The sequence below is a fragment of the Nocardia abscessus NBRC 100374 genome (genome assembly GCF_000308455.1).
Classification (GTDB): domain Bacteria; phylum Actinomycetota; class Actinomycetes; order Mycobacteriales; family Mycobacteriaceae; genus Nocardia; species Nocardia abscessus.
Genome location: NZ_BAFP01000147.1, coordinates 1 through 18,528 on the forward strand (window position 1 = coordinate 1; position 18,528 = coordinate 18,528).

Consider the following 18,528-nt stretch of genomic DNA (forward strand, 5'->3'; position numbering starts at 1 on the left):
CGGCCTGTTCTTCATCATCGCCTCCGGCGGTCCGAAGCTCGTTATCCCGAACACCTTGGCGGACAACGCCCCCGAGAATCTGACCATCCCCCTCGGGCTGCTCATCTTCATCGGAGTCGTGGAGGTCGCAGGCGGTATCGGGCTGATGGTGCCACGGCTCAGCGCCCTTGCCGCCGCGGGTCTGTCCGTTCTCACCGTGCTCGCCGCCGGGACGCAGGCTTTCATCGCCGACAAGCCCTCGATGGGGATCTTCCCGCTGGTGCTGGCCGCGATCTTCGCCTGGATCGCCTACGAGCGGCGCGCCACCATCACCGATCTGCGCACCTGGCTGTCGCGATGATAAATCCATGAGCACGACCGGCGATCGGTGGCCGAACCCACCGATCGCCGGTCGTGCGTTCCCGGATCGATCGCCTGTCGGGTTGGCGGCGATCGATCCAGCGGCCATCTGGTCCGCGGCGGCCCGGCCCGGGCGCCGCACCAGGTGGCCGCAGGTAAATGTCTCGATGGCCTGCGGAGAGTCCGGTATCGGACCACCACTTGGCCGCTGATTCACCTGCCCTGGTTGGTGACGAACGCCTGTACGGCGTCGAGGAACTCCGGGCCGCCCATGGCGTATCCGCCGACGGTTCCACCGATCAGCACACCCACGGGGATGCTGACCCCCCAGATCAGGAACATGCAAGCCCCGAGGAGGCCGCCCACGATGGCACCGGTGACGACGCCGGGCATATTCTTGTTGATCTGCTCCTTGAGCCGGTCGTAGGAGCTGATGTCCTTCGGTTGCGCACTATCTTCTGCCGTCGGTGTCAGCGTCAGGGTGCGGCCGTCCGCACTGATCTGCTGCGCAATCGCGATCGAACGCCCGTCGACGGCGAACCATTGCGGCACTTCGGTCACCTCCGCTCCGTCGCCGGACTCGAGCACCACCGCACCGTTCCGCGCGATCTCGAACTTGCCATTCTCGACGGTGGCGCTGATGACCCTGTCGACTGGCGAAACGGTGATCCGGTAGTTGATTCCGTGATCCACACCGGAAGTTGTGTCCCGAACGGTGACCGCGTTCGGTTGCTCGGTTACGGCCGGCTCTGCATGGGCGGTCGCCGCGGTGATACCCACGGCCGAGATGACCATGAAAACGGCAGCGGTGAACTTCTCGAACTTCATTCTTCGAATCCCTCCACTCAGCTGCCCCTGATGGGCGGACCGAGTCAGACCTTAGGCGTCGAATTCAGTGATGTGTGGTACGCCACACACAGTCCGAAGTAACCGCACTCCTGTTTCCCATGTGACCGGCTGGAGCACAGTACTCCGCGCATGCAGCGCGACCAGCCATGCCCCCGCGCAATCCCGTCTTCCAGCTGGGCCGTGAACACGCCGGGACGAAGTCGCGGCAATACAATGCGCCCATGCGACGACCGCGCGCCATGGTGCTCGATGAGGTGTGGCGCAGGCTCGATGGCGTGGAGCCGCTCAGCGGCCCGCACGGGGGCCCGTTGCGCCGGACCGTGAAGCTCGTGCTCGACCCGCTGGTGATCCGCCCCGTGCAACATCCCTCGTGTGCGGGGCCGATCCTGACGACCGACGGCGCGGTGCTGCTGGAGGCGCGCATCCAGGCCGCGGCCGATGTGCTTCGTGCGACGGCGGCCTGGTTCACGGTGCTCAAGCAGGTGCGGCGCACGCTGCGGATCACCGAGGGGCACCCACAGGATCTGTACTTCCAGCGCTGTTTCGAGCTGGCGACCACCTCGGGTATGCCGGATCCGGCACGGGCACGCGCGGCCGCGGAGGACGCGCTGCGGGAGATCCACGAGTACACCGCGGGGCGCACCACCCAAGCGCTGAAGGAATACCTGACCGACCGCGCCCGGGAGCGCGAGCTGGCCGGACTGCTCGAGCTGGCCTGGCGGCGACGCCCGCCGACCGGACCGCAGGGTGCCGACCATGCCGCCGAGGTGGCCGCGCTGTTGGAAGCCTGCGCCGCGGCACGACTGGGCCGGGACGCCGCCGATGGACAACCCGCGCTGGATCGGCTGGTCGCCGCCCATGCCGGTACCCACGCGGGAATCCGGTTGTGGCAGGACACCTCCGGCAATTCGGCCCAGGAACTCGGGCTGACCACGCACCCGGTGCCGCTGCGTCCGGCGATCGGCTCCTCGGCCTCGAAATCGACGCTCGGGCTTCCGTTCGATCGCACCGTCTACGAGCGGGTGTTCACCGTGCTGCAAGCATCCACCGACCGTGCGGAGCTGCCGCCGATCCCCGAGCTGGTCGACGCCGAGATCGCCAGGAGCTGCGCGCCCTGGGCGCTGCTGGAGGAGTCGCTGCGCGTGGCCGCGACGGCGGGCACCGCACTGGCGACCGGCTTGTCGCCCATCGAGCACAGCCGCGCGCGGGAGGCCCGACCGCGGCTGCGTCTGGCCGAAACGGCTTCGGGCGCGGCACGATCCACGGCGCAGCACGTGGTCAACAGCCGCTGGCAGCGGGAGGCTTACGTGCTGCAGGCCCGGCGGCTGGTGGTGAGCGCCGACCCCGCGCAACCACCCGCGGGTCCGCTGGCCGCGATCGCGGCCGAGTTGATCACGCCGTGGCGGCCGTACCTGCGCCGATTGTGGGTTCGCCTGCACGGCAGAGATGTGCGGGAGTTCGCGATCCATGATCCGGACGAACTGTGGGATCTGCTCGACGGTGTGGCGCGGTCGGTCATCCTGGACCATCGCACGCGGGTCAAGCGGGCGCTCAGTGTGCGCGCGGGCGCGGGTGAGCCGGACGCGGCGGAATCGAAGGCGAGCTGATGAGCACGACCGTACGCATCCGCCGCCGAGACGACCTGTGGATCATCGCGCCGGACGACGCTCCGACCGTGGTGGACGACAAGCCCGGGGTGGACGTGCTCGTGCTCGAGGTGGCGGGCGGACACTTGACCTGGAGCCTGCTCGCCGGGCAGGTGACACCGGCGGCGGTGATCGATGATCTCGCCCTCGCGCAGGAGTGGATCTGGGCGGTGTACGGCCCGGAGGTGTCCCTCGCACTCGACGAATCCGTCGCGAGCGAAGGGGAATTCCCGTCCGAGCCCGCGCTGCCGGACCTCGCCGCGCGCGCGTGGCGGCTCGGTTACGCCCGCTGGGCGGCGCGCTGGTGGCCCGCGTCGACCTTGGACGGCATCGCCCCGCTGGACGAGAGCCTGCTGGAAGACGAAATCGCCACGTTGAGCGAGGAATGCGACCTGATCGTCGACGGGGCCGACGCGGTGACCGAGGAGCGCACCCCCGCCGAGGCGCTCGGCCGCGCGGAGGACTACGCGCTGGCCGCGGGACCGGCCACGATCGTCGCGCCCGGCGCCCTCGTCCTGGCCAGAGGCACCGCGGGCTGGGACTGGAATCGCTGCCCGCCCGGGCTGCTCGACGCCTCCGAACGCGCTGTGTCCTGGGAAGTGGTGCGCGAGGCGGGCACGACGATCGTGCGGGTGAGCGCGGTCGCGGCGCCGCTGTCGGCCGCGAACATCCCGGCACACCTGCGTCCCCGAGCCGCGATCGGCACCGCGGCCGATGCCACGGACGTGCCGCTGATCCGCGAGGGCGATCTGTGGCAGGCCGAGACCACGGCACCGGCCGGTGCGGAAGCGGGCGTGACCGTACGTGTCTATGTGCCGGGCGTCGGCGTGGACGAGCAGGAGCCGGACGCCGCGGCCCGCCGCGCGCGGATCCGCGAACTGGTCGCGGCACGGCTGCGGCGCACCGCCGACACACCCGACACCTCCGTAGACGCACCGCTGCTGGCGGAAGTCGCCGCCGCCGCGTCGGATTCGGACTTCTGACATGGCCGACGAGACCGCGGGCGACGGCCGTGAACTGCTCGCCGCGGGCGCCGACGCGTACGCCCGCGGGGACACGGTCGAGGCCAAGAGGCTCTTCGAAGATGCCGCCGAACGAACCACGGGCGACATCCGGCTCGGCGCGATCATCAATGCCGCGAGCATGGCCGACGAACTCGGCGACCACGCCGCCTCACTCGCGCTCTACCGCTCGGCCCTGGCCGAGATGCCGGATGACGCACCGCGATTGCGTCCGAACGCCCTGGTCAACATGTCCCAGGCGCTCCAGCATCTCGGCGAGCTCGACGAAGCGCAAGCGGCGCTGGAGCAGGCACGGGCCTTGCTCGCCGACAACACCGACACCGACCTCGGCGTGCTGCGCGTGGCCTGCCTGCTCTCGCTGACCGCCGTCGCGCTGCACCGGCACGATTGGGCCTACGCGGCCGAACTCGCCACCGAATCGCTGGAAGCGGCACGGCATTTCGCGCCGCAGCTGGCCGGTCACCCGCTGATGAATCTCGCCGCCACCTATTTCGAGACCGGACGCCGCGACTTGGCCGTCGACTTCACGCAGCAGGCACTGGCCGCGTTCGAGGCCGCGGGCGATCGGAACGCGGTCGCCGAGACCGAACAGAACCTCGCCATCATGCTCGTTCGCATCGAGCGGTACGACGAGGCGGAGGCGCCGCTGCGATCGAGTCAGCAGTATTTCGAGCGGGCCGGTCTGGGGCACCGAGCCGGAGTCGGCCTCAAGACCATGGGGTTCCTCGCCGAAGGCCGCGGCGATCTGGCGGTCGCCGAGGACTGCTACGAACGGAGTTTGGCGTATTTCGTCGCGTCCGGCGCCGTGCTCGACGCAGCCGATTTACGCATCAGGCTGGCTACCGTGGCCTTCCGAACCGGCCGGGCCGGCGAATCCGAGCGGCTGCTCGCCGCGGCGTTCGCGACCTATGCCGAGCGTGGGCTCGGACTGCACTGCGCTCAACTCGATTTCTGGCACGCGACGCTCTTGGAAGGCGCGATCAGCGCGACCGAATCGCCACCCGCGCAGATGCTCGCGCAGGCGGTCGGGATCGCCGTTCCGGCCGCACTGGCCATCGACGCCGTGCGCTACACCCTGCCGAACGGCACACAGCGCGAGCAGTGGAACCGGCAGATCGCCGACCCCGCCATGCGGCTGGCGTTCCGCTTCGCCTACCTGTCCGGCAATGGCGTGCTCGTCGCCGATCTGATCGAAACGCAGTGTGCTGGAACTACTTTAGCCATCGATAGAGCGGAGCGGGATACTCCTGCGCGGCTTCCGCTCGATTTGCTGGACGCACCGGAGGATTTCATCGATCATCCCGGCAGAGCCGCCCTGCAACTGGGCGCCGCCCTGGCCGAGGTCGCGGCCGGAGCGGGCCTGCCGGTCGCGCCGCCGCCGCGCTTGGCGCTGGCCGCGGAAGACCGGATCGCGCTCGCGCCGTTCATCGTCGCCGCCGAACAGCGCTACGGCCGGGTGATCCGCGACGATCGGGTGCTGACGGTATGACGCGACCGACCGTGCTCGTCCGCATGGCGGACGCGGGAGACGTCTACGTGTCGTGGCGGTGGGTCGACGACAGCGCGCCCCGCGGCGCGGGCGTGCTTCCGGAAGACGCGGCCGTGCGGGCAGTCGGACTGCTCGCCGAGGCGCTCCCGCGGCCCGCCGAGACCGGTGGTCTCACGCACGCCCTCACCACCGGCGCGTTCGCCGACTACGAGCGGGAATACGCCGTCGCGCAAGCGCTTTCCCGCGCGCTGCTGCCCTACGGCCTGGCCGCACAGCTCTACGAGCTGTGGCAGGGCGGCGTGCGCCCGCATATCCGGCTGCAACCGTCACCGCGTCTGGCACAGGTGCCGTGGGAACTCATCGCGCCCGACCGCGATGTCCGGCTGATCGACATCGCCGACGTCAGCCTGCTCGCTCCCGCGAGTGTCGTGCAAGCGCCGGGACGGATCGCGCGCGAGTGGACGAAGAGCGCCACGCTTCCGGTCGTCGCGGTGCTGGATCCGCGTATACCCGGCTTCCGCGCCGATTCGACGCTCGGTTCTGTACTGGGCCGGATGACCGCCGAAGCCCCGCTCGCGCAACGGATCGCGACTTACGCCGCGCAGGACCGATTGCGTCCGGCGGTACCGAATCCGGTGGACGCTTTCCGGCGCACCGACGTGGACCGCGCCTGGCTCGGCGCTACCCTGCGCGCGGGCGCGAGCCGCCTGGTCTACGTCGGGCACGTCACCGCCGCCGCACCCGAATCCGGCCGGAGCGAGGATGCCGAATTGCATCTCGCCTGCACCGCCGACGCCGTCGGCTTCGCCGAGGCGTCCCGCACGCACCGGCCGCTCTCGGCCAAAGACCTGCTGCTCGGCACGCACACCATCGACGCGGATCCGGTTGCAGGGCCGCAGCTGTGGCCGATGCCGAGCCGGGTCGCGCTGATCGCCTGCGAGAGCGGGGGCGACCTGCGGTTCAGCGAGGCGCTCGGTTTGACCGCCGCGATGATCAACGGCGGTGCGGAACTGGTCACCGCGAGCAGGTGGGCGCTGCCCACCGATTTCGCCTTCCAGCGCGTCGCGGGCGCGCCGCCGCAGGCCCAACCGCTGCAACAGGCCGTCTGCGCCATCGACAGCGCGCACGAACAACCCGATCCGGTGACCGCGCTGGCCGAATGGCAGCGCGAACGCCTGGCCGCTTGGCGCGACACCGGCCGGATCGAGCATTCCCCGGTGCTGTGGGCGGCATTCGCGACCGTGTGCGCCTGACCCGGGCAAATCCCACTCCCGAGTCTCCATATACCGCTCTACGTGCGACGATGCCGCGATATTCGCGAGAAAACGGGTAACGCTACTACTGCGCAAACCAACACTCAGCATTGAACGTGTGGATAAGCTCGAACGCCGTCAGCCATCACGAGTTCTGAGCAGGAGACGTAGTTACACCAGTCGGACCACCGCCTCGACCGGCCTCTGAGGAGCCCAACAATGCGTTACTACGCCGTCTACGACAACGACGGAAACCTCGCCACCATCCTCGGACAACCTGACGACGCGCCGCCGCTGCGCCCCGCCGCCTTCCACCGGGGGCAACGGCTCACCGAACTGGCCCTACCGGATGGGGCCCTCGACCCCGCCGACCCGGACAACCTGACCGCGCTGCTCGACCTGGTCGCGGACCGCCGAGTCGACGCGACGGCTTCCCACACCGACACGGCGGCCCGCTGATCGGTCGCCGGTGCGCAGCGCGGTGCTGAGCCGCCTCGTCACGCCCGCGTGAGGGCCACCACCGGAATCACGCGGGAGGTGGCCATTTCGTGCTCGGCGAAGAACGGATAGGTGTTCTTCAGCATCGCCCAGGTGCGGGCACGGTCCTCGCCGGTCAGCGGGGTGGCCAGCGCAGGATAGGTCTCCTCGCCCACCTCGACGGTGACGTGCGGGTCTTTCCGCAGGTTCAGGTACCAGTCGGGGTGTCTCGGCGCGCCGATGTTGGAAGCGACGATCAACAGCCGGTCGCCGTCGCGGTGGAACATCATCGGCGTGGTGTACGGGGCGCCGGTGCTGCGGCCGGTCGTGGTCAGCAAGACCAGGCGGTCGCGCTGCATGCCGTCGATCTCGCCGCCCGCTCGGAACTGCGCGATGGTTCGCCTGTTGATTTCCTTGACGTCCACGGTTCACCTCCCGGGATGTGGTGGACGAGGATCAGCTTTCTCTCCGGTCGCACGCCCTGTCCGGGAAACGCCGGGATCGGCGGCGGCGCCAGGGCATTTCAGCCGGGGTGGGCGAGCAGGTGCTGGATCAGCAGCCGAGCCAGCTCCATGGGCGCCTCCTCCGGAATCCAGTGCGAGACGTCCTCGAGCATCTCGAAGCGATACGGGCCGGATACGTATTTCTGGGTGGCCAGCGCGGCGGTGGACCCGACGGTCGCGTCCTCGGTGCCCCACACGTACAGGGTGGGCACCTCCACCGGGCCGATCGGACCTCCGAGAGGCATGGCGCGGTACCAGTTCAGCGCCGCGGTGAGCGCGCCGGGCTGGGCCAGCCTGCGCACATAGTCCTCGACGCGTTCCTCCGGAACCTTCCACTCGAAGATCCGGCGCAACGCGGCCCCGTCGTCGGCGAGCAAGGTCCGCTCCGCGGTGCGCGGCTCACGCAGCCGGGTCAGGTAGTGCGAGCGCTGCGCTTGGTCCTCGTCCTCGGCCATCGCCTGCGCGAGCGCGGCGGGATGCGGATGCGACAACGCGCTGAAGGTGCGGACCCGCTCCGGCAGTTCGGCGGCCACCGCCCACCCGACCAACGCCCCGCAGTCGTGGCCGATCAGGTCGAAGCGCTCCCATCCCAGCGCGCCGGCGATCGCCACCACATCGCCGACCAGCTCCTCGAGCCGGTACTCGGCGACCCGCTCGGGGCGCACCCCCGGTGAATACCCGCGCTGGTCGGGCGCGACGGCGTGGCATGCGCCGTCGGCCAGCAGGCCGAGCTGGAATTCCCACTCGCGCGCACCCTGCGGAAACCCGTGCAGCAACAGCACTTCCCGGCCGCCGGGAGCGCCGGCGGCCAGTACGTCGAAGGTGCCTGCCTCGGTGCGAATCTCGAGTTCTTCGATCACCCGCCCGACTCTAGAACCGGGTACCGACGCGATCAGTGCTCGTCGAAGTGGCCGTTGTGGGCGGCGTGGCGGTGCCCGTCGTGCACGTAGTCGACGTGGTCGCCGTGCTGGACGGCCTCGTGGCCGCAGTTCGGCCCGTGCTGATGCGGATGATCGGCGCACTCGGTGTGCCCGGCACGCTCGCATTCGTCGTAGTGTCCCTGGTGTTCGCGGTGCAGATGACCATCGTGGGCGTAGTCGATGTGATCACCGTGCTGGAACGCCGTGTGCCCGCAATCCGGGCCGTGCACATGGTCGTGGCCGGTGTGCTGCGCGTGTGCTGTGGTCATCGAATTTCCCTCTTTCCTTGATCGGATAGCTGGAATCGTGATGATCGATACATTAGCAGATGCGCATCAATGAAGATTGCCATGCGTGTGCTGGATCGTCCCGCGCGACTCAGAGCACCTGGGAGAGGAACCTTTGCAATCGCGGCGTCTGCGCGTCGTCGAACAAAGCGTCGGGCGTGCCGGTCTCCACGACCTGCCCTTGGTCCATGAACACCACGCTGTCGGACACCGAGCGGGCGAAGCCCATCTCGTGGGTCACCACGACCATCGACATGCCACCGGAGGCGAGGTCGGCCATCAGCGCGAGCACCCCCTTCACCAGCTCGGGGTCCAGCGCCGAGGTGGCCTCGTCGAAGAACATGACCTCCGGCTGCATCGCCAGCGCCCGCGCGATGGCGACGCGCTGCTGCTGCCCGCCGGACAGGTTGGCAGGCCTGGAATCGGCCTTGTCCGCCAGACCGACGATCTCCAACTGCTCGACGGCCAGCGCCCGCGCCCGGTCCTTGGACAGCCCGCGCAGCTTGCGCGGTCCCAGCGCGACGTTCTCCGCGACGGTCTTGTGCGGAAACAGGTTGAAGTGCTGGAACACCATGCCGATGCGCTGGCGCAGCCGGTCCGGATTCTCGGTGAGCACGGACTTGCCGTCCAGCAGCACGTCGCCCTCGTCCGGCTCGTAGAGCCGGTTCAGCACCCGCAGCAGGGTCGATTTACCCGAGCCGGACGGCCCGATGACGGTAGCGGTCTTGCCCGCGTCGACGTGGATGTCGATCCCGCGCAGCACGTGGTTGTGCCCCAGCGTCAGATGCAGTCCGGTACCGGTGAGGGAGGCACTCATCTATCCGCGCCCTTCCGTGATCGTGGCCGCCTCCACCTGGTCGATCGGCCGGTCGGGCCGGCCGGTCCGCATCCGGCGGTCGATGTAGTTCACCAGGTGGGTGAGCGGGACGGTGAGAATCAGGTAGACCAGTCCGGCGGCCACCAGCGGCGAGAGATTGCCGGTCTGCGCGTTGAGGTCGCGGCCGACGGCGAACAGCTCGCGCTGGGTGGCGAGCAGGCCGAGGAAGTAGATCAGCGACGAGTCCTTGATCAGCGCGATGAACTGGTTCATCAGGGCGGGCAGCACCCGGCGCACGCCTTGCGGGATCACCACCAGCGTCATCGCCTGGCGGTAACCGAAACCGATCGCGCGCGCCGCCTCCAGCTGCCCGGCCTCGACCGATTGGATACCGGAGCGGAAGATCTCGCCGATATAAGCCGAGGCGAGCAAGGCCAGCGCCACCGCACCGAGCCAATACGGGTTGTTGCCGGTGAGGTTGCGCACCACCGGGCCGACGCCGAGACCGATCAGCAGGATGATCACCACGGCGGGCAAGCCGCGGAAGATATCGGTGTACACCCTTGCCGGCCAGCGCAACCAGCGGGTCCGCGAGATTCCGGCGACCGCGAGCAGCATGCCGAGGACGGTGCCGAGCGCACCCGAAACCACCGCGAGGATCAAGGTGTTCGGCAGACCGGTCTCGAGCAGGTCGGGGAAAGCCTTGCGGTACAGCGACCAATCGAAGAACGTGTCCTTCAACTGCTGGACGGTGGATTTCGGCGCGTTCTGCTCCGACTCGCCCGTTTGCTTGCCCGCGGCCAGCGCGGCGAAGTCCGGCAGCTGCGGGGCGGGCGCGGCCTTGGAGCCCGGCTTCCAGCCCGGCGGCAGCTGCCGGGGCACCCACTCGGCGTAGAGCTCGGCGTAGGTGCCGTCCGCGATCACCGCGTCCAGACCGCTGTTGAGCGCGTCGATGAGCGGCTGGTTGTTCTTGGCGACCGCGTAACCGACGAAGTTGTCCAGGCTGAAGGTGTTCTGCGACACCGATATTCCGTCACCGGGCTCGATCGCGCCTTCCGCTTGAGCGGACGGGGCGACCCAGGCGTCCACCTGGCCGGACTTCAGGTTGGCGTAGGCGGTGTTGTAGTCCGGGAACTTCACCGGGTCCAGCCGCAGCTGGTTCACCACGAACTCGTCCTGCACCGTGCCCTGCACCACCGCGATCCGGGTGCCGCGGTTCAGGTCGGAGAACCCTTTGATCGGACTGCCGTTCGGCACGACCAGGGAGAAATAGCCGAAGTCGTAGCCGTTGGTGAAGCCGACCAGCCGGCGGCGCGCGTCAGTAGTGGTGATGTTGGACGAGCCCACGTCGAAACGGCCGCCGGACACCTGGGCGAGCAGCCCGGCGAACTCGGTGCCGGAGAACTCCACCTGGAGGCCGAGCTTGGCGGCGATCGCCTTCAGCAGCTCGTTGTCGAAGCCGGTGAACGTGCCCTGCCGGTCGACGCAGATGCTCGGCGGGGCGTCGGAGAGCGTGCCGACGCTGAGCTTGCCGGGCGTGATCAATCCGAGCTTCGAGAGGTCGATCGAGGTCGGCGCCACGGTGGTCGCGGTGGTGTAGCGGTCGCTGCCCGCGGCGGCCGATTCGGCGAGGTTGGTGGGCGCGGCGGAGGCGGCGGCCAAGCCGGGCGGTGCGCAGAGGTTGCGCTCGGTGGCCGCGTCGTCGGAGCCGGAACCGCACGCCGTCGCGCTGAGACCGACGGCAAGCAATAGCACGGCGATCAACGCACGAGACCGCACAGCGGGCAGAACAGCCATGACGGACAACCCTAGCCGCGAGAATCTGCTAATTCACAGCTACCCCGAGGCGGGTGCCCGCGCGGCCATGCCCGGCCTGCGGTCGAGATTTCGATCAGCCTGATCCGAATTCCGCGCCGCGGCGCGCCGACCGCCAGGCAATCCGGCTCAGGCCAGTCCGCTCACCGGCTCCGGGTTCACCTCGTCGCGCCACCGGACGGCCGTCGCGACTTCACTCAGGTCGTAGTCCGGTCCGCTGACCCCGAGGGTGAAGGTCGTCACGCCCGCCTCGACGAACGCGGGCGCCTTCGCCAGTCCCGGCCACTGCACCGATCGCTCGATGCGCGCCTGGTCGGTGCCGACGGCGGCGCAGTGCTCGGCGAGCACCTTGTTCTTGTGCGCGAGCACGTCCAGGTCGGCGAAGGTGTGCCACATGTCGGCGTACTGCGCGACCAGCCGCAAGGTCTTCTTCTCGCCCCCTCCGCCGATCAGGATCGGAAGGTCGCGGTTCGGGCGCGGCTCGAGCTTCGGCAGCCGGGCGCTGATCCGGGCCAGGTTCTCCTTCAGCAGTTCCAGCCTGCTGCCCGGGGTGCCGAAGTCGTAGCCGTACTCGTCGTAATCCTTCTCGAACCAGCCCGCGCCGATACCGAGAATGAGCCGGCCGCCGCTGATGTGGTCGACGGTGCGCGCCATATCGGCCAGCAGATCCGGATTGCGGTAACCGCCGCCGGTGACCAGCGCGCCGATCTCCACCCGCTCGGTCTGCTCGGCGAACGCGCCCAGCATCGTCCAGCACTCGAAGTGCGCACCGTCGGGATCCCCCGTGAGCGGGTAGAAGTGATCCCAGTTGAACACGATGTCGACACCCGCGTCCTCGCAGCGCAGCACCGCGTCGCGGATGAGCCCGTATTCGGGCGCGTGCTGCGGCTGCAGCTGAACTCCGATACGAACTGGACGACTCATGGCATGCTCCTCGTCGCTCGGCCTGCCCCCGCCCCGAGGCTACCGGCGCGGTCGGACACCCGCAGGTAGCCGCTCGGTGCGGGCGCTGACGTGGCTCATCGTCGCCCGGCCGGATAGGATCGCCGCTCAACCCTTACTCGGATCGTCCGGCACGTTCCTGCCGGGATGGGATGTGAATTCGGCATGGCCACGGTGACCTTCGACAACGCGACGCGGCTCTACTCCGGCTCCGCCAAACCCGCGGTGGATCGGTTGAATCTGGAGATCGAGGACGGCGAGTTCCTCGTGCTGGTCGGCCCGTCCGGCTGCGGGAAATCGACCTCGCTGCGCATGCTCGCCGGGCTGGAGGAGGTCAACGGCGGCCGCATCCTGATCGGCGACAACGACGTGACGCACGCCGAGCCGAAGGAACGCGATATCGCCATGGTGTTCCAGAACTACGCGCTCTACCCGCACATGACCGTCGCGGAGAACATGGGCTTCGCGCTGAAACTGGCCAAGGTCGCCAAGGCGGAGAAGCAGAAGCGGGTCCTGGAGGCGGCCAAACTGCTCGACCTGGAGCCCTACCTGGATCGCAAACCGAAGGCGCTGTCCGGCGGTCAGCGCCAGCGGGTCGCGATGGGCCGGGCCATCGTGCGCCAGCCGCAGGTGTTCCTGATGGACGAGCCGCTGTCCAACCTGGACGCCAAGCTGCGCGTGCAGACCCGCACGCAGATCGCCCAGTTGCAGCGCAGGCTCGCCACCACGACGGTGTACGTCACCCACGACCAGGTCGAGGCGATGACCATGGGTGATCGCGTCGCCGTGCTGAAGGACGGCCTGCTGCAGCAGTGCGCCACGCCGCGCGACCTGTACCGCGATCCGGCCAACGTGTTCGTCGCTGGGTTCATGGGCTCACCGGCCATGAACCTGTTCACGCTCCCCGTGGCCGATGGCCGGGTGGAGCTGGGCGGGCACGCGCTCGCGCTGCCGCGGACGGTCGCGGATGCCGCGGGGGCCACCGTGACGGTCGGCATCCGGCCGGAGCACTTCGAGCTCGGCGACGGCTCCGGCATCGAGATGGAGGTGGACGTGGTGGAGGAACTCGGTTCCGACGCCTACATCTACGGCCGCACCGTGGCCGAGGGTGCGACCAACGGCGCCGCGGAAACCATTGTGGCGCGCGCGGATTGGCGCAATCCGCCGGCGAAGGGCACGCACCTGCGGCTGTCCACCGACGCCGAGCACATCTACTTCTTCGACACCGACGGGCGCAGGCTCAACTAGCTCACCGCCGGGGGCGGCTCAGCTCGGCGGTTTCGCCGCTGGGCCGCTCACCGACCCGCACCCCGGCGACGGAGTGCGCCCGCGTCTCGCTCGCGCCGTGAGCGGGCCCGGTGCGATCAGTCCGTCGCGTTCGATCGGCGGCGTTCGCGCCGCTGCCGCGCATACTCCTCGTTGAGCCGCACGCCGAGTTCCTCCAGTTCGATCTCGCGGCCGGATGCGCTGCGCACCTGCACCCGCACCGGAGCGCCGGTCGCCTCCTCGACCAAGAGCAGCGGCGCGGGACCCGGTTGCAGGTAGGCGTCACCCCACTGCATGAGCGCGAGCACGGCGGGCAGCAGATCCCGCCCCATCCGGGTGAGCACGTATTCGTGCCGGGTGCGCTTGCCTTCCTCTTGGTAGGGCTGTTTCGTCAGCAAGCCCGCCTCGGTGAGCTTGCGCAACTGTGCGGCGGCGGCCGCGTCGGTGATGCCGACCCGGCCGGCGAACCCGTCGAAGCGCCGGGTCCCGTAGTACGCCTCGCGCAGAATGAGCACGGCCGAGCGCGTGCCGACGATGTCCATCGCCTTCGCGATCGAGCATTCCTCGGCCTTCCACGCACTGAGATCGGCCAACGGTCCTTCCATCACGGCTGCCATGACGAACATCATACCGATGCTGACTTGCCTCGACTATTGTCAGATGTACTCTGACTATGTGTTGATAGAGCCAGGCATGGCGGCCGGGCTCTCGGTCCGGAAGGAAGCACCATGAGAGACGCGGTGATTGTCGAAGCGGTACGCACCCCGATCGGCAAAGGCAAGCCGAACGGCGCACTGCACAATGTCAACGCGGTGGATCTGCTGGCCCACAGCCTGCGCGAAGTGGTGGAGCGAAGCGGGATCGATCCCGCCCTCATCGACGACGTGATCGGCGGCGTCGTCACCCAGTTCGGCGAGCAGGGCGCGAATATGACCAGGCGGGCCGCACTGGCCGCCGGATACCCCGAATCCGTGCCCGCCACCACCGTCGACCGGCAGTGCGGCAGCAGCCAGCAGGCGATCCACTTCGCCGCGCAAGGCGTGATCGCGGGCGCCTACGACATCGTGGTCGCCGCGGGCGTGGAGTCGATGGGCCGGATTCCCATGGGCGCCAATCTGGTCGGCTCGGACGACATCTCCGGCGTCGGCTTCGCCGAGCGATACCCGGAGGGCCTGGTGTCGCAGGGCATCAGCGCCGAGCTGATCGCGGCCAAGTGGGGGCTCACCCGTACCCAACTGGACGAGTTCGCACTCGCCAGCCACGACAAAGCCGCACTCGCCACCAAGAACGGCTCGTTCGCCGAAGAACTCGCGCCGATCAACGGACTCGCCACCGACGAGGGCATCCGGGTCGGCAGCACGCTGGAGACCCTGGGCACACTCCGTCCCGCCTATTACGACCCGGCCATGGCCGCCCGCTTCCCGCAGATCGGCTGGGCGATCACGGCGGCGACGGCCAGCCAGGTCAGCGACGGCAGCGCGGCGGTGCTCATCATGACCAGCGAGCGCGCGAAGGAACTCGGCTTGCGGCCGCTGGCCCGGCTGCACAGCTTCGCGGTGGCCGGCGACGACCCGCTGCTGATGCTCACCGCCGTGATCCCGGCGACCGCGAAGGTGTTGCGGCGCGCCGGTTTGCAGCTGTCCGACATCGATCTGATCGAGATCAACGAGGCCTTCTCACCGGTGGTGCTGGCCTGGGCGCAGGACACCGGCGCGGATCTGGCGAAGGTCAACGTCAACGGCGGCGCGATCGCCATCGGCCACCCGCTCGGCGCGTCCGGCGCACGCCTGATGACCACGCTGGTACACGCCATGCAGGAACGCGGCGCCCGCTACGGCCTGCAAACCATGTGTGAAGCAGGCGGATTGGCCAACGCCACCATCATCGAAAGGTTGTGACCCCACGCCACCGGCGCCGCGTGTCCGTCGAGGTCCAGGCGAACACGCTCGCCGGTGGCGCACCGCTCGCGGCCGGTGCCGCGAGTTCGTCGCCGTTCCAGGCGAACACGCCACGACGAAGTCACGGCCAACTAATACGACACGATTACGACCGCGATCAGGAAGCCGACCAACCACGACTCGAGGATCAAAGGGACTGCGATGAGCGGGGTCCAGGCGATCGGCCTTTTGTCGCGCACTTTCTCCAGCACCGCGGCGACCGCCGCGAGCACCGACGCCGCGATGCCGGTCCACGCGATGACCTGGGCCCACGGCAGATACTCGACACCGCGGCCATCACGGCCGTCGCGCGCGAGCACTTCGTAGAGCGGGACGAAAGACGCCATCAGCCAGCCGAATCCGAGGACGATCACCGAACCCAGCGCCACGCGCAAGGCATCGGTCATTCGCCGCCGGAACCGCCACGCCATACCTTCAGGATGACCGGCGCGCGACCGCACGGCATTTCGAACGGCTCAGGCTCCCGGGTAGACCTTGGACGCGAGCGCCAGGCCGCCGCAGAACGAGGCGATGATCAGCACCATCGCCAGCACCGGCCAGTACCACATGTACCAGCGCTTGACGGCGGCCAGGATGAGCATGCCGGTCACGCCGACGATCGCGAACGCGGTCCCGCCCCACGACACCGCGAAGGCCCAGCCCAAGTAGTCGGTGCGGCAGTTGTCCGGCCCACACGGATCGGTGGCGAAGGCGAAGAAAACGGTGAAGTAGGCGGCGGCGAGTCCGAGGACAGCCGCGACGCAATACAGCACGACAGCGAGCACCACGTCCCAAGTTCGCACCGGCCGCTGCCCGGCGGGCCACTGCCCTGGCCCCGGGGCCGGGCCGTAAGGCGGCCAGGGCTGCGCGGTACCGGTCTGGATCATGCCTCGACGATCCCGCTTCGGGCGCCACCCCGACTCCGGGAAACTACTCGAGTCCGCATGCGCAATCCCCCGATCGGCCGCAGCGGCCGAATAAGCTGGGCGGCGATGAGCGACTCCGCAGAGCAGAACGTCGTCTACGCCATCCCGATGCGCACCCGTTTCCGTGGCATCACGGTGCGCGAGGGAATGCTGATCCACGGACCGCTCGGGTGGGGCGAGTTCTGCCCGTTCCCCGAGTACGACGACCGGGAGGCCGCCGCCTGGCTGGCCACCGCCATCGAGCAGGTGACGATAGGCTGGCCCGAACCGGTGCGGGATCGCATTCCGATCAATTGCACCGTGCCCGCCGTCGACGCGGAGCAGGCGCACGCGATCGTCGGTCGATCCGGCTGCCGCACCGCCAAGGTGAAGGTCGCCGACCATCCCGAATCGCTCGCGGAGGATCTGGCCAGGGTGGAGGCGGTGCGCGACGCGCTCGGCCCGAACGGCGCGATCCGGGTCGACGCCAACGCGGTCTGGGATGTCGACACCGCGGTGCGCCACATCGAGCGCATCGACAAGGCCGCGGGCGGGCTGGAGTACGTCGAACAGCCGTGCCGGACCATCGAGGAACTCGCCGCGGTGCGCCGCCGGGTAGACGTGCGCATCGCCGCCGACGAATCCATCCGCCGGGCCGAGGACCCGCTGCGCGTCGCGGTCGCCGGTGCCGCCGACATCGCCGTCCTCAAGTGCACGCCGCTCGGCGGCGTCCGCCGCGCCCTCCAGGTAGCGGAGGCGGCGGGATTGCCCTGCGTGGTCTCCTCCGCCTTGGAGACCAGCGTCGGCCTCGCCGCGCAGCTGGCCCTGGCGGGCGCGCTCCCGGAACTCGACTTCGCCTGCGGTCTGGGCACGTTGAGCCTGCTCACCGGCGACGTGACGCCGGGCTCCCTGCGCCCATCGGACGGTTACCTCCCGGTCCTGCGCACCCCGCCCGCACCGGACCCCGACCTGCTGGAACGCCACCGCCACCCCGACGCCGAACGCACCGCGTGGTGGCATGAGCGGTTGGCCCGGGTCACCGCCCTGCTCTGATAGTCCCCGCGCAATAACAAGGCGCAGACCGCTGCCATCCGCCCTGGCAACGGTACGCGCGACACTCCATCGCGACGCCGCCTATTTCCCGGACACGCAGCGCCTCGTCCGTGCGGCGGCCGCACGAAGGAGGCACCTGCGCTCGACCATCGCGCCCCGCCTCCGCCGAGTGGTGAACACCTTCTTCGCCAACGGCGTCACGAGTTTTGACCGCCATCAACAACGCGGCCGGCGCGACCGAGGGCCCCGACCAGCTGCCCGCTGGGGCCGAAATCGCCGTACTGGTGTAACGGCCCCCGCCGACCGCGACTCCGGACATCGTTTTCCGGTCAGCACTCCGACTGCGCACGCTGGAACGCTCCGACCCGATCGCGAATCGTGGCCCGCGAGAGACGACATCGCAGCCGACAGCTCTTCCGCTCGTCGTTCACATGATTGATCGGCGACTCACCCGATCCGCACGCCGCAGCCCAGCATGGTGGTGCGCAAGAGCAGCGCCGCCTCGGGACCGACGACCCCGTCGACCAGTTCCAGATATCGATCGCAGAATTGCGGACCGTGCGCGGCCACCGATCCGGGGGCGGGCTCCAGGTGATGCGCGAGTTCGTGCAGGATCACCAGTTCCCGCAGCGCCCAGGCGGTGCCGCCGGTGTGCAGCGGAACGGCGAGGACGGCCTCGGCCGCCTCGTAGTGCGCGGCGGTGGTCCCGGCGCGCGAGCGGACGCGCACCGCGACGGCGGCTCGATCCCAGCGCGCCCGCACCCAATTGAGGTTCAGCACTTTGTCCGTATAACTCTGCACGGATTCCACTGAGGCGAAGCGGCGCTCGATCGGCAGTGTGAGATGCGAACCGTAGAGTTCCACAGTGCGCGTTCCGTACTCGTCCGCGCGATCGAACACCCCGCGCACCAACTGTTCGGCGTCGTACACCTTGGCGCGCTGACCATCGCGCACCGTCATCGCCGCGACACCGATCGCACCGCGGCGAGCACCGATAAGTTGCCGACC

The 18,528-nt window shown here is 69.2% G+C and carries 20 protein-coding genes; 9 read left to right on the forward strand and 11 right to left on the reverse strand.

The window, feature by feature from the left end; all coding sequences use genetic code 11:
- The coding region (locus ON19_RS29935; protein WP_043700254.1) for a DoxX family protein at window positions 1-340 on the forward strand (340 nt) is incomplete at its 5' end.
- A 212-nt stretch (window positions 341-552) separates the two neighbouring features.
- On the opposite strand, the gene ON19_RS29940 is transcribed toward ON19_RS29935, so the two are convergent.
- On the reverse strand, window positions 553-1,167 hold the full coding sequence (locus ON19_RS29940) for a DUF8020 domain-containing protein (RefSeq protein ID WP_043700257.1): 615 nt from the start codon (window positions 1,165-1,167) through the stop codon (window positions 553-555).
- Between the two features lie 260 nt (window positions 1,168-1,427).
- Here ON19_RS29940 and ON19_RS29945 point away from each other — a divergent pair, with 260 nt between their 5' ends.
- From ON19_RS29945 to ON19_RS29965, 5 genes are all read left to right on the forward strand, one after another.
- The gene (locus tag ON19_RS29945; protein ID WP_043700259.1) at window positions 1,428-2,795 is read left to right on the forward strand and encodes a hypothetical protein; all 1,368 of its coding nucleotides are present in this window, start codon (window positions 1,428-1,430) and stop codon (window positions 2,793-2,795) included.
- The gene (locus ON19_RS29950) at window positions 2,795-3,817 is read left to right on the forward strand and encodes a hypothetical protein (RefSeq protein ID WP_043700261.1); all 1,023 of its coding nucleotides are present in this window, start codon (window positions 2,795-2,797) and stop codon (window positions 3,815-3,817) included. Before ON19_RS29945 ends, ON19_RS29950 begins: the two co-directional genes overlap by 1 nt.
- 1 nt (window position 3,818) lies before the next feature.
- Window positions 3,819-5,345 carry a tetratricopeptide repeat protein gene (locus tag ON19_RS29955; protein ID WP_043700263.1) on the forward strand — a complete coding sequence of 509 codons (1,527 nt, stop codon included), beginning with the start codon at window positions 3,819-3,821 and terminating at the stop codon, window positions 5,343-5,345.
- Window positions 5,342-6,598: a CHAT domain-containing protein gene (locus tag ON19_RS29960; RefSeq protein WP_043700265.1), complete on the forward strand. Its 1,257-nt coding sequence runs from the start codon at window positions 5,342-5,344 to the stop codon at window positions 6,596-6,598. Before ON19_RS29955 ends, ON19_RS29960 begins: the two co-directional genes overlap by 4 nt.
- A gap of 219 nt (window positions 6,599-6,817) precedes the next feature.
- Window positions 6,818-7,057, forward strand: coding sequence for a hypothetical protein (locus tag ON19_RS29965; protein ID WP_043700267.1), 240 nt, complete (start codon window positions 6,818-6,820; stop codon window positions 7,055-7,057).
- A 38-nt stretch (window positions 7,058-7,095) separates the two neighbouring features.
- On the opposite strand, the gene ON19_RS29970 is transcribed toward ON19_RS29965, so the two are convergent.
- The 6 genes from ON19_RS29970 to ON19_RS29995 form a co-directional block, all read right to left on the reverse strand.
- Complete coding sequence (locus tag ON19_RS29970) at window positions 7,096-7,500, reverse strand: nitroreductase family deazaflavin-dependent oxidoreductase (protein ID WP_043700270.1); 405 nt, start codon at window positions 7,498-7,500, stop codon at window positions 7,096-7,098.
- A 98-nt stretch (window positions 7,501-7,598) separates the two neighbouring features.
- Window positions 7,599-8,438, reverse strand: a complete 840-nt coding sequence (locus ON19_RS29975; protein WP_043700273.1) for an alpha/beta fold hydrolase — start codon at window positions 8,436-8,438, stop codon at window positions 7,599-7,601.
- A gap of 32 nt (window positions 8,439-8,470) precedes the next feature.
- The gene (locus ON19_RS40790; RefSeq protein WP_083899704.1) at window positions 8,471-8,767 is read right to left on the reverse strand and encodes a hypothetical protein; all 297 of its coding nucleotides are present in this window, start codon (window positions 8,765-8,767) and stop codon (window positions 8,471-8,473) included.
- Window positions 8,768-8,876: 109 nt separating this feature from the next.
- The gene (locus tag ON19_RS29985) at window positions 8,877-9,602 is read right to left on the reverse strand and encodes an amino acid ABC transporter ATP-binding protein (RefSeq protein ID WP_043700276.1); all 726 of its coding nucleotides are present in this window, start codon (window positions 9,600-9,602) and stop codon (window positions 8,877-8,879) included.
- The gene (locus ON19_RS29990) at window positions 9,603-11,399 is read right to left on the reverse strand and encodes an ABC transporter substrate-binding protein/permease (protein WP_043700279.1); all 1,797 of its coding nucleotides are present in this window, start codon (window positions 11,397-11,399) and stop codon (window positions 9,603-9,605) included.
- A 147-nt stretch (window positions 11,400-11,546) separates the two neighbouring features.
- A complete protein-coding gene (locus tag ON19_RS29995; protein WP_043700282.1) occupies window positions 11,547-12,341 on the reverse strand; it encodes an LLM class F420-dependent oxidoreductase in 795 nt (264 codons plus the stop codon).
- A gap of 183 nt (window positions 12,342-12,524) precedes the next feature.
- On the opposite strand from ON19_RS29995, the gene ON19_RS30000 reads away from it, so the two are divergent.
- Window positions 12,525-13,607, forward strand: a complete 1,083-nt coding sequence (locus ON19_RS30000) for an ABC transporter ATP-binding protein (RefSeq protein WP_043700387.1) — start codon at window positions 12,525-12,527, stop codon at window positions 13,605-13,607.
- A gap of 116 nt (window positions 13,608-13,723) precedes the next feature.
- Here the strand turns inward: ON19_RS30000 and ON19_RS30005 are convergent, their stop codons facing one another.
- Window positions 13,724-14,254 carry a winged helix-turn-helix transcriptional regulator gene (locus ON19_RS30005; protein WP_174377744.1) on the reverse strand — a complete coding sequence of 177 codons (531 nt, stop codon included), beginning with the start codon at window positions 14,252-14,254 and terminating at the stop codon, window positions 13,724-13,726.
- Between the two features lie 99 nt (window positions 14,255-14,353).
- On the opposite strand from ON19_RS30005, the gene ON19_RS30010 reads away from it, so the two are divergent.
- Window positions 14,354-15,523: a thiolase family protein gene (locus ON19_RS30010; RefSeq protein ID WP_043700284.1), complete on the forward strand. Its 1,170-nt coding sequence runs from the start codon at window positions 14,354-14,356 to the stop codon at window positions 15,521-15,523.
- A gap of 131 nt (window positions 15,524-15,654) precedes the next feature.
- Here ON19_RS30010 and ON19_RS30015 read toward each other — a convergent pair whose 3' ends face one another.
- Window positions 15,655-15,993 (reverse strand): hypothetical protein, encoded by a 339-nt coding sequence (locus ON19_RS30015; protein ID WP_043700286.1) that lies wholly within the window; start codon window positions 15,991-15,993, stop codon window positions 15,655-15,657.
- Between the two features lie 45 nt (window positions 15,994-16,038).
- Entirely contained in the window at window positions 16,039-16,449 is a 411-nt protein-coding gene (locus ON19_RS30020) for a hypothetical protein (protein WP_043700288.1), read from the reverse strand.
- Window positions 16,450-16,554: 105 nt separating this feature from the next.
- Here ON19_RS30020 and ON19_RS30025 point away from each other — a divergent pair, with 105 nt between their 5' ends.
- Entirely contained in the window at window positions 16,555-17,520 is a 966-nt protein-coding gene (locus tag ON19_RS30025) for an o-succinylbenzoate synthase (protein ID WP_043700290.1), read from the forward strand.
- A 447-nt stretch (window positions 17,521-17,967) separates the two neighbouring features.
- Here the strand turns inward: ON19_RS30025 and ON19_RS30030 are convergent, their stop codons facing one another.
- Window positions 17,968-18,480 (reverse strand): TIGR04338 family metallohydrolase, encoded by a 513-nt coding sequence (locus ON19_RS30030; protein ID WP_043700291.1) that lies wholly within the window; start codon window positions 18,478-18,480, stop codon window positions 17,968-17,970.
- Between the last annotated feature and the right edge of the window lie 48 nt (window positions 18,481-18,528).

Excerpts from the sequence above, each read along its gene's own strand:
- ON19_RS29965 (WP_043700267.1), top strand. The coding sequence starts at position 6,818 with ATGCGTTACTACGCCGTCTACGACAACGACGGAAACCTCGCCACCATC.
- ON19_RS30030 (WP_043700291.1), bottom strand. The coding sequence starts at position 18,480 with ATGACGGTGCGCGATGGTCAGCGCGCCAAGGTGTACGACGCCGAACAG.
- ON19_RS30005 (WP_174377744.1), bottom strand. The coding sequence starts at position 14,254 with ATGATGTTCGTCATGGCAGCCGTGATGGAAGGACCGTTGGCCGATCTC.
- ON19_RS29945 (WP_043700259.1), top strand. The coding sequence starts at position 1,428 with ATGGTGCTCGATGAGGTGTGGCGCAGGCTCGATGGCGTGGAGCCGCTC.
- ON19_RS30000 (WP_043700387.1), top strand. The coding sequence starts at position 12,525 with ATGGCCACGGTGACCTTCGACAACGCGACGCGGCTCTACTCCGGCTCC.
- ON19_RS30010 (WP_043700284.1), top strand. The coding sequence starts at position 14,354 with ATGAGAGACGCGGTGATTGTCGAAGCGGTACGCACCCCGATCGGCAAA.
- ON19_RS40790 (WP_083899704.1), bottom strand. The coding sequence starts at position 8,767 with ATGACCACAGCACACGCGCAGCACACCGGCCACGACCATGTGCACGGC.
- ON19_RS29985 (WP_043700276.1), bottom strand. The coding sequence starts at position 9,602 with ATGAGTGCCTCCCTCACCGGTACCGGACTGCATCTGACGCTGGGGCAC.
- ON19_RS30015 (WP_043700286.1), bottom strand. The coding sequence starts at position 15,993 with ATGGCGTGGCGGTTCCGGCGGCGAATGACCGATGCCTTGCGCGTGGCG.
- ON19_RS29960 (WP_043700265.1), top strand. The coding sequence starts at position 5,342 with ATGACGCGACCGACCGTGCTCGTCCGCATGGCGGACGCGGGAGACGTC.
- ON19_RS30020 (WP_043700288.1), bottom strand. The coding sequence starts at position 16,449 with ATGATCCAGACCGGTACCGCGCAGCCCTGGCCGCCTTACGGCCCGGCC.
- ON19_RS29940 (WP_043700257.1), bottom strand. The coding sequence starts at position 1,167 with ATGAAGTTCGAGAAGTTCACCGCTGCCGTTTTCATGGTCATCTCGGCC.
- ON19_RS29950 (WP_043700261.1), top strand. The coding sequence starts at position 2,795 with ATGAGCACGACCGTACGCATCCGCCGCCGAGACGACCTGTGGATCATC.
- ON19_RS29995 (WP_043700282.1), bottom strand. The coding sequence starts at position 12,341 with ATGAGTCGTCCAGTTCGTATCGGAGTTCAGCTGCAGCCGCAGCACGCG.
- ON19_RS29955 (WP_043700263.1), top strand. The coding sequence starts at position 3,819 with ATGGCCGACGAGACCGCGGGCGACGGCCGTGAACTGCTCGCCGCGGGC.
- ON19_RS29990 (WP_043700279.1), bottom strand. The coding sequence starts at position 11,399 with ATGGCTGTTCTGCCCGCTGTGCGGTCTCGTGCGTTGATCGCCGTGCTA.
- ON19_RS30025 (WP_043700290.1), top strand. The coding sequence starts at position 16,555 with ATGAGCGACTCCGCAGAGCAGAACGTCGTCTACGCCATCCCGATGCGC.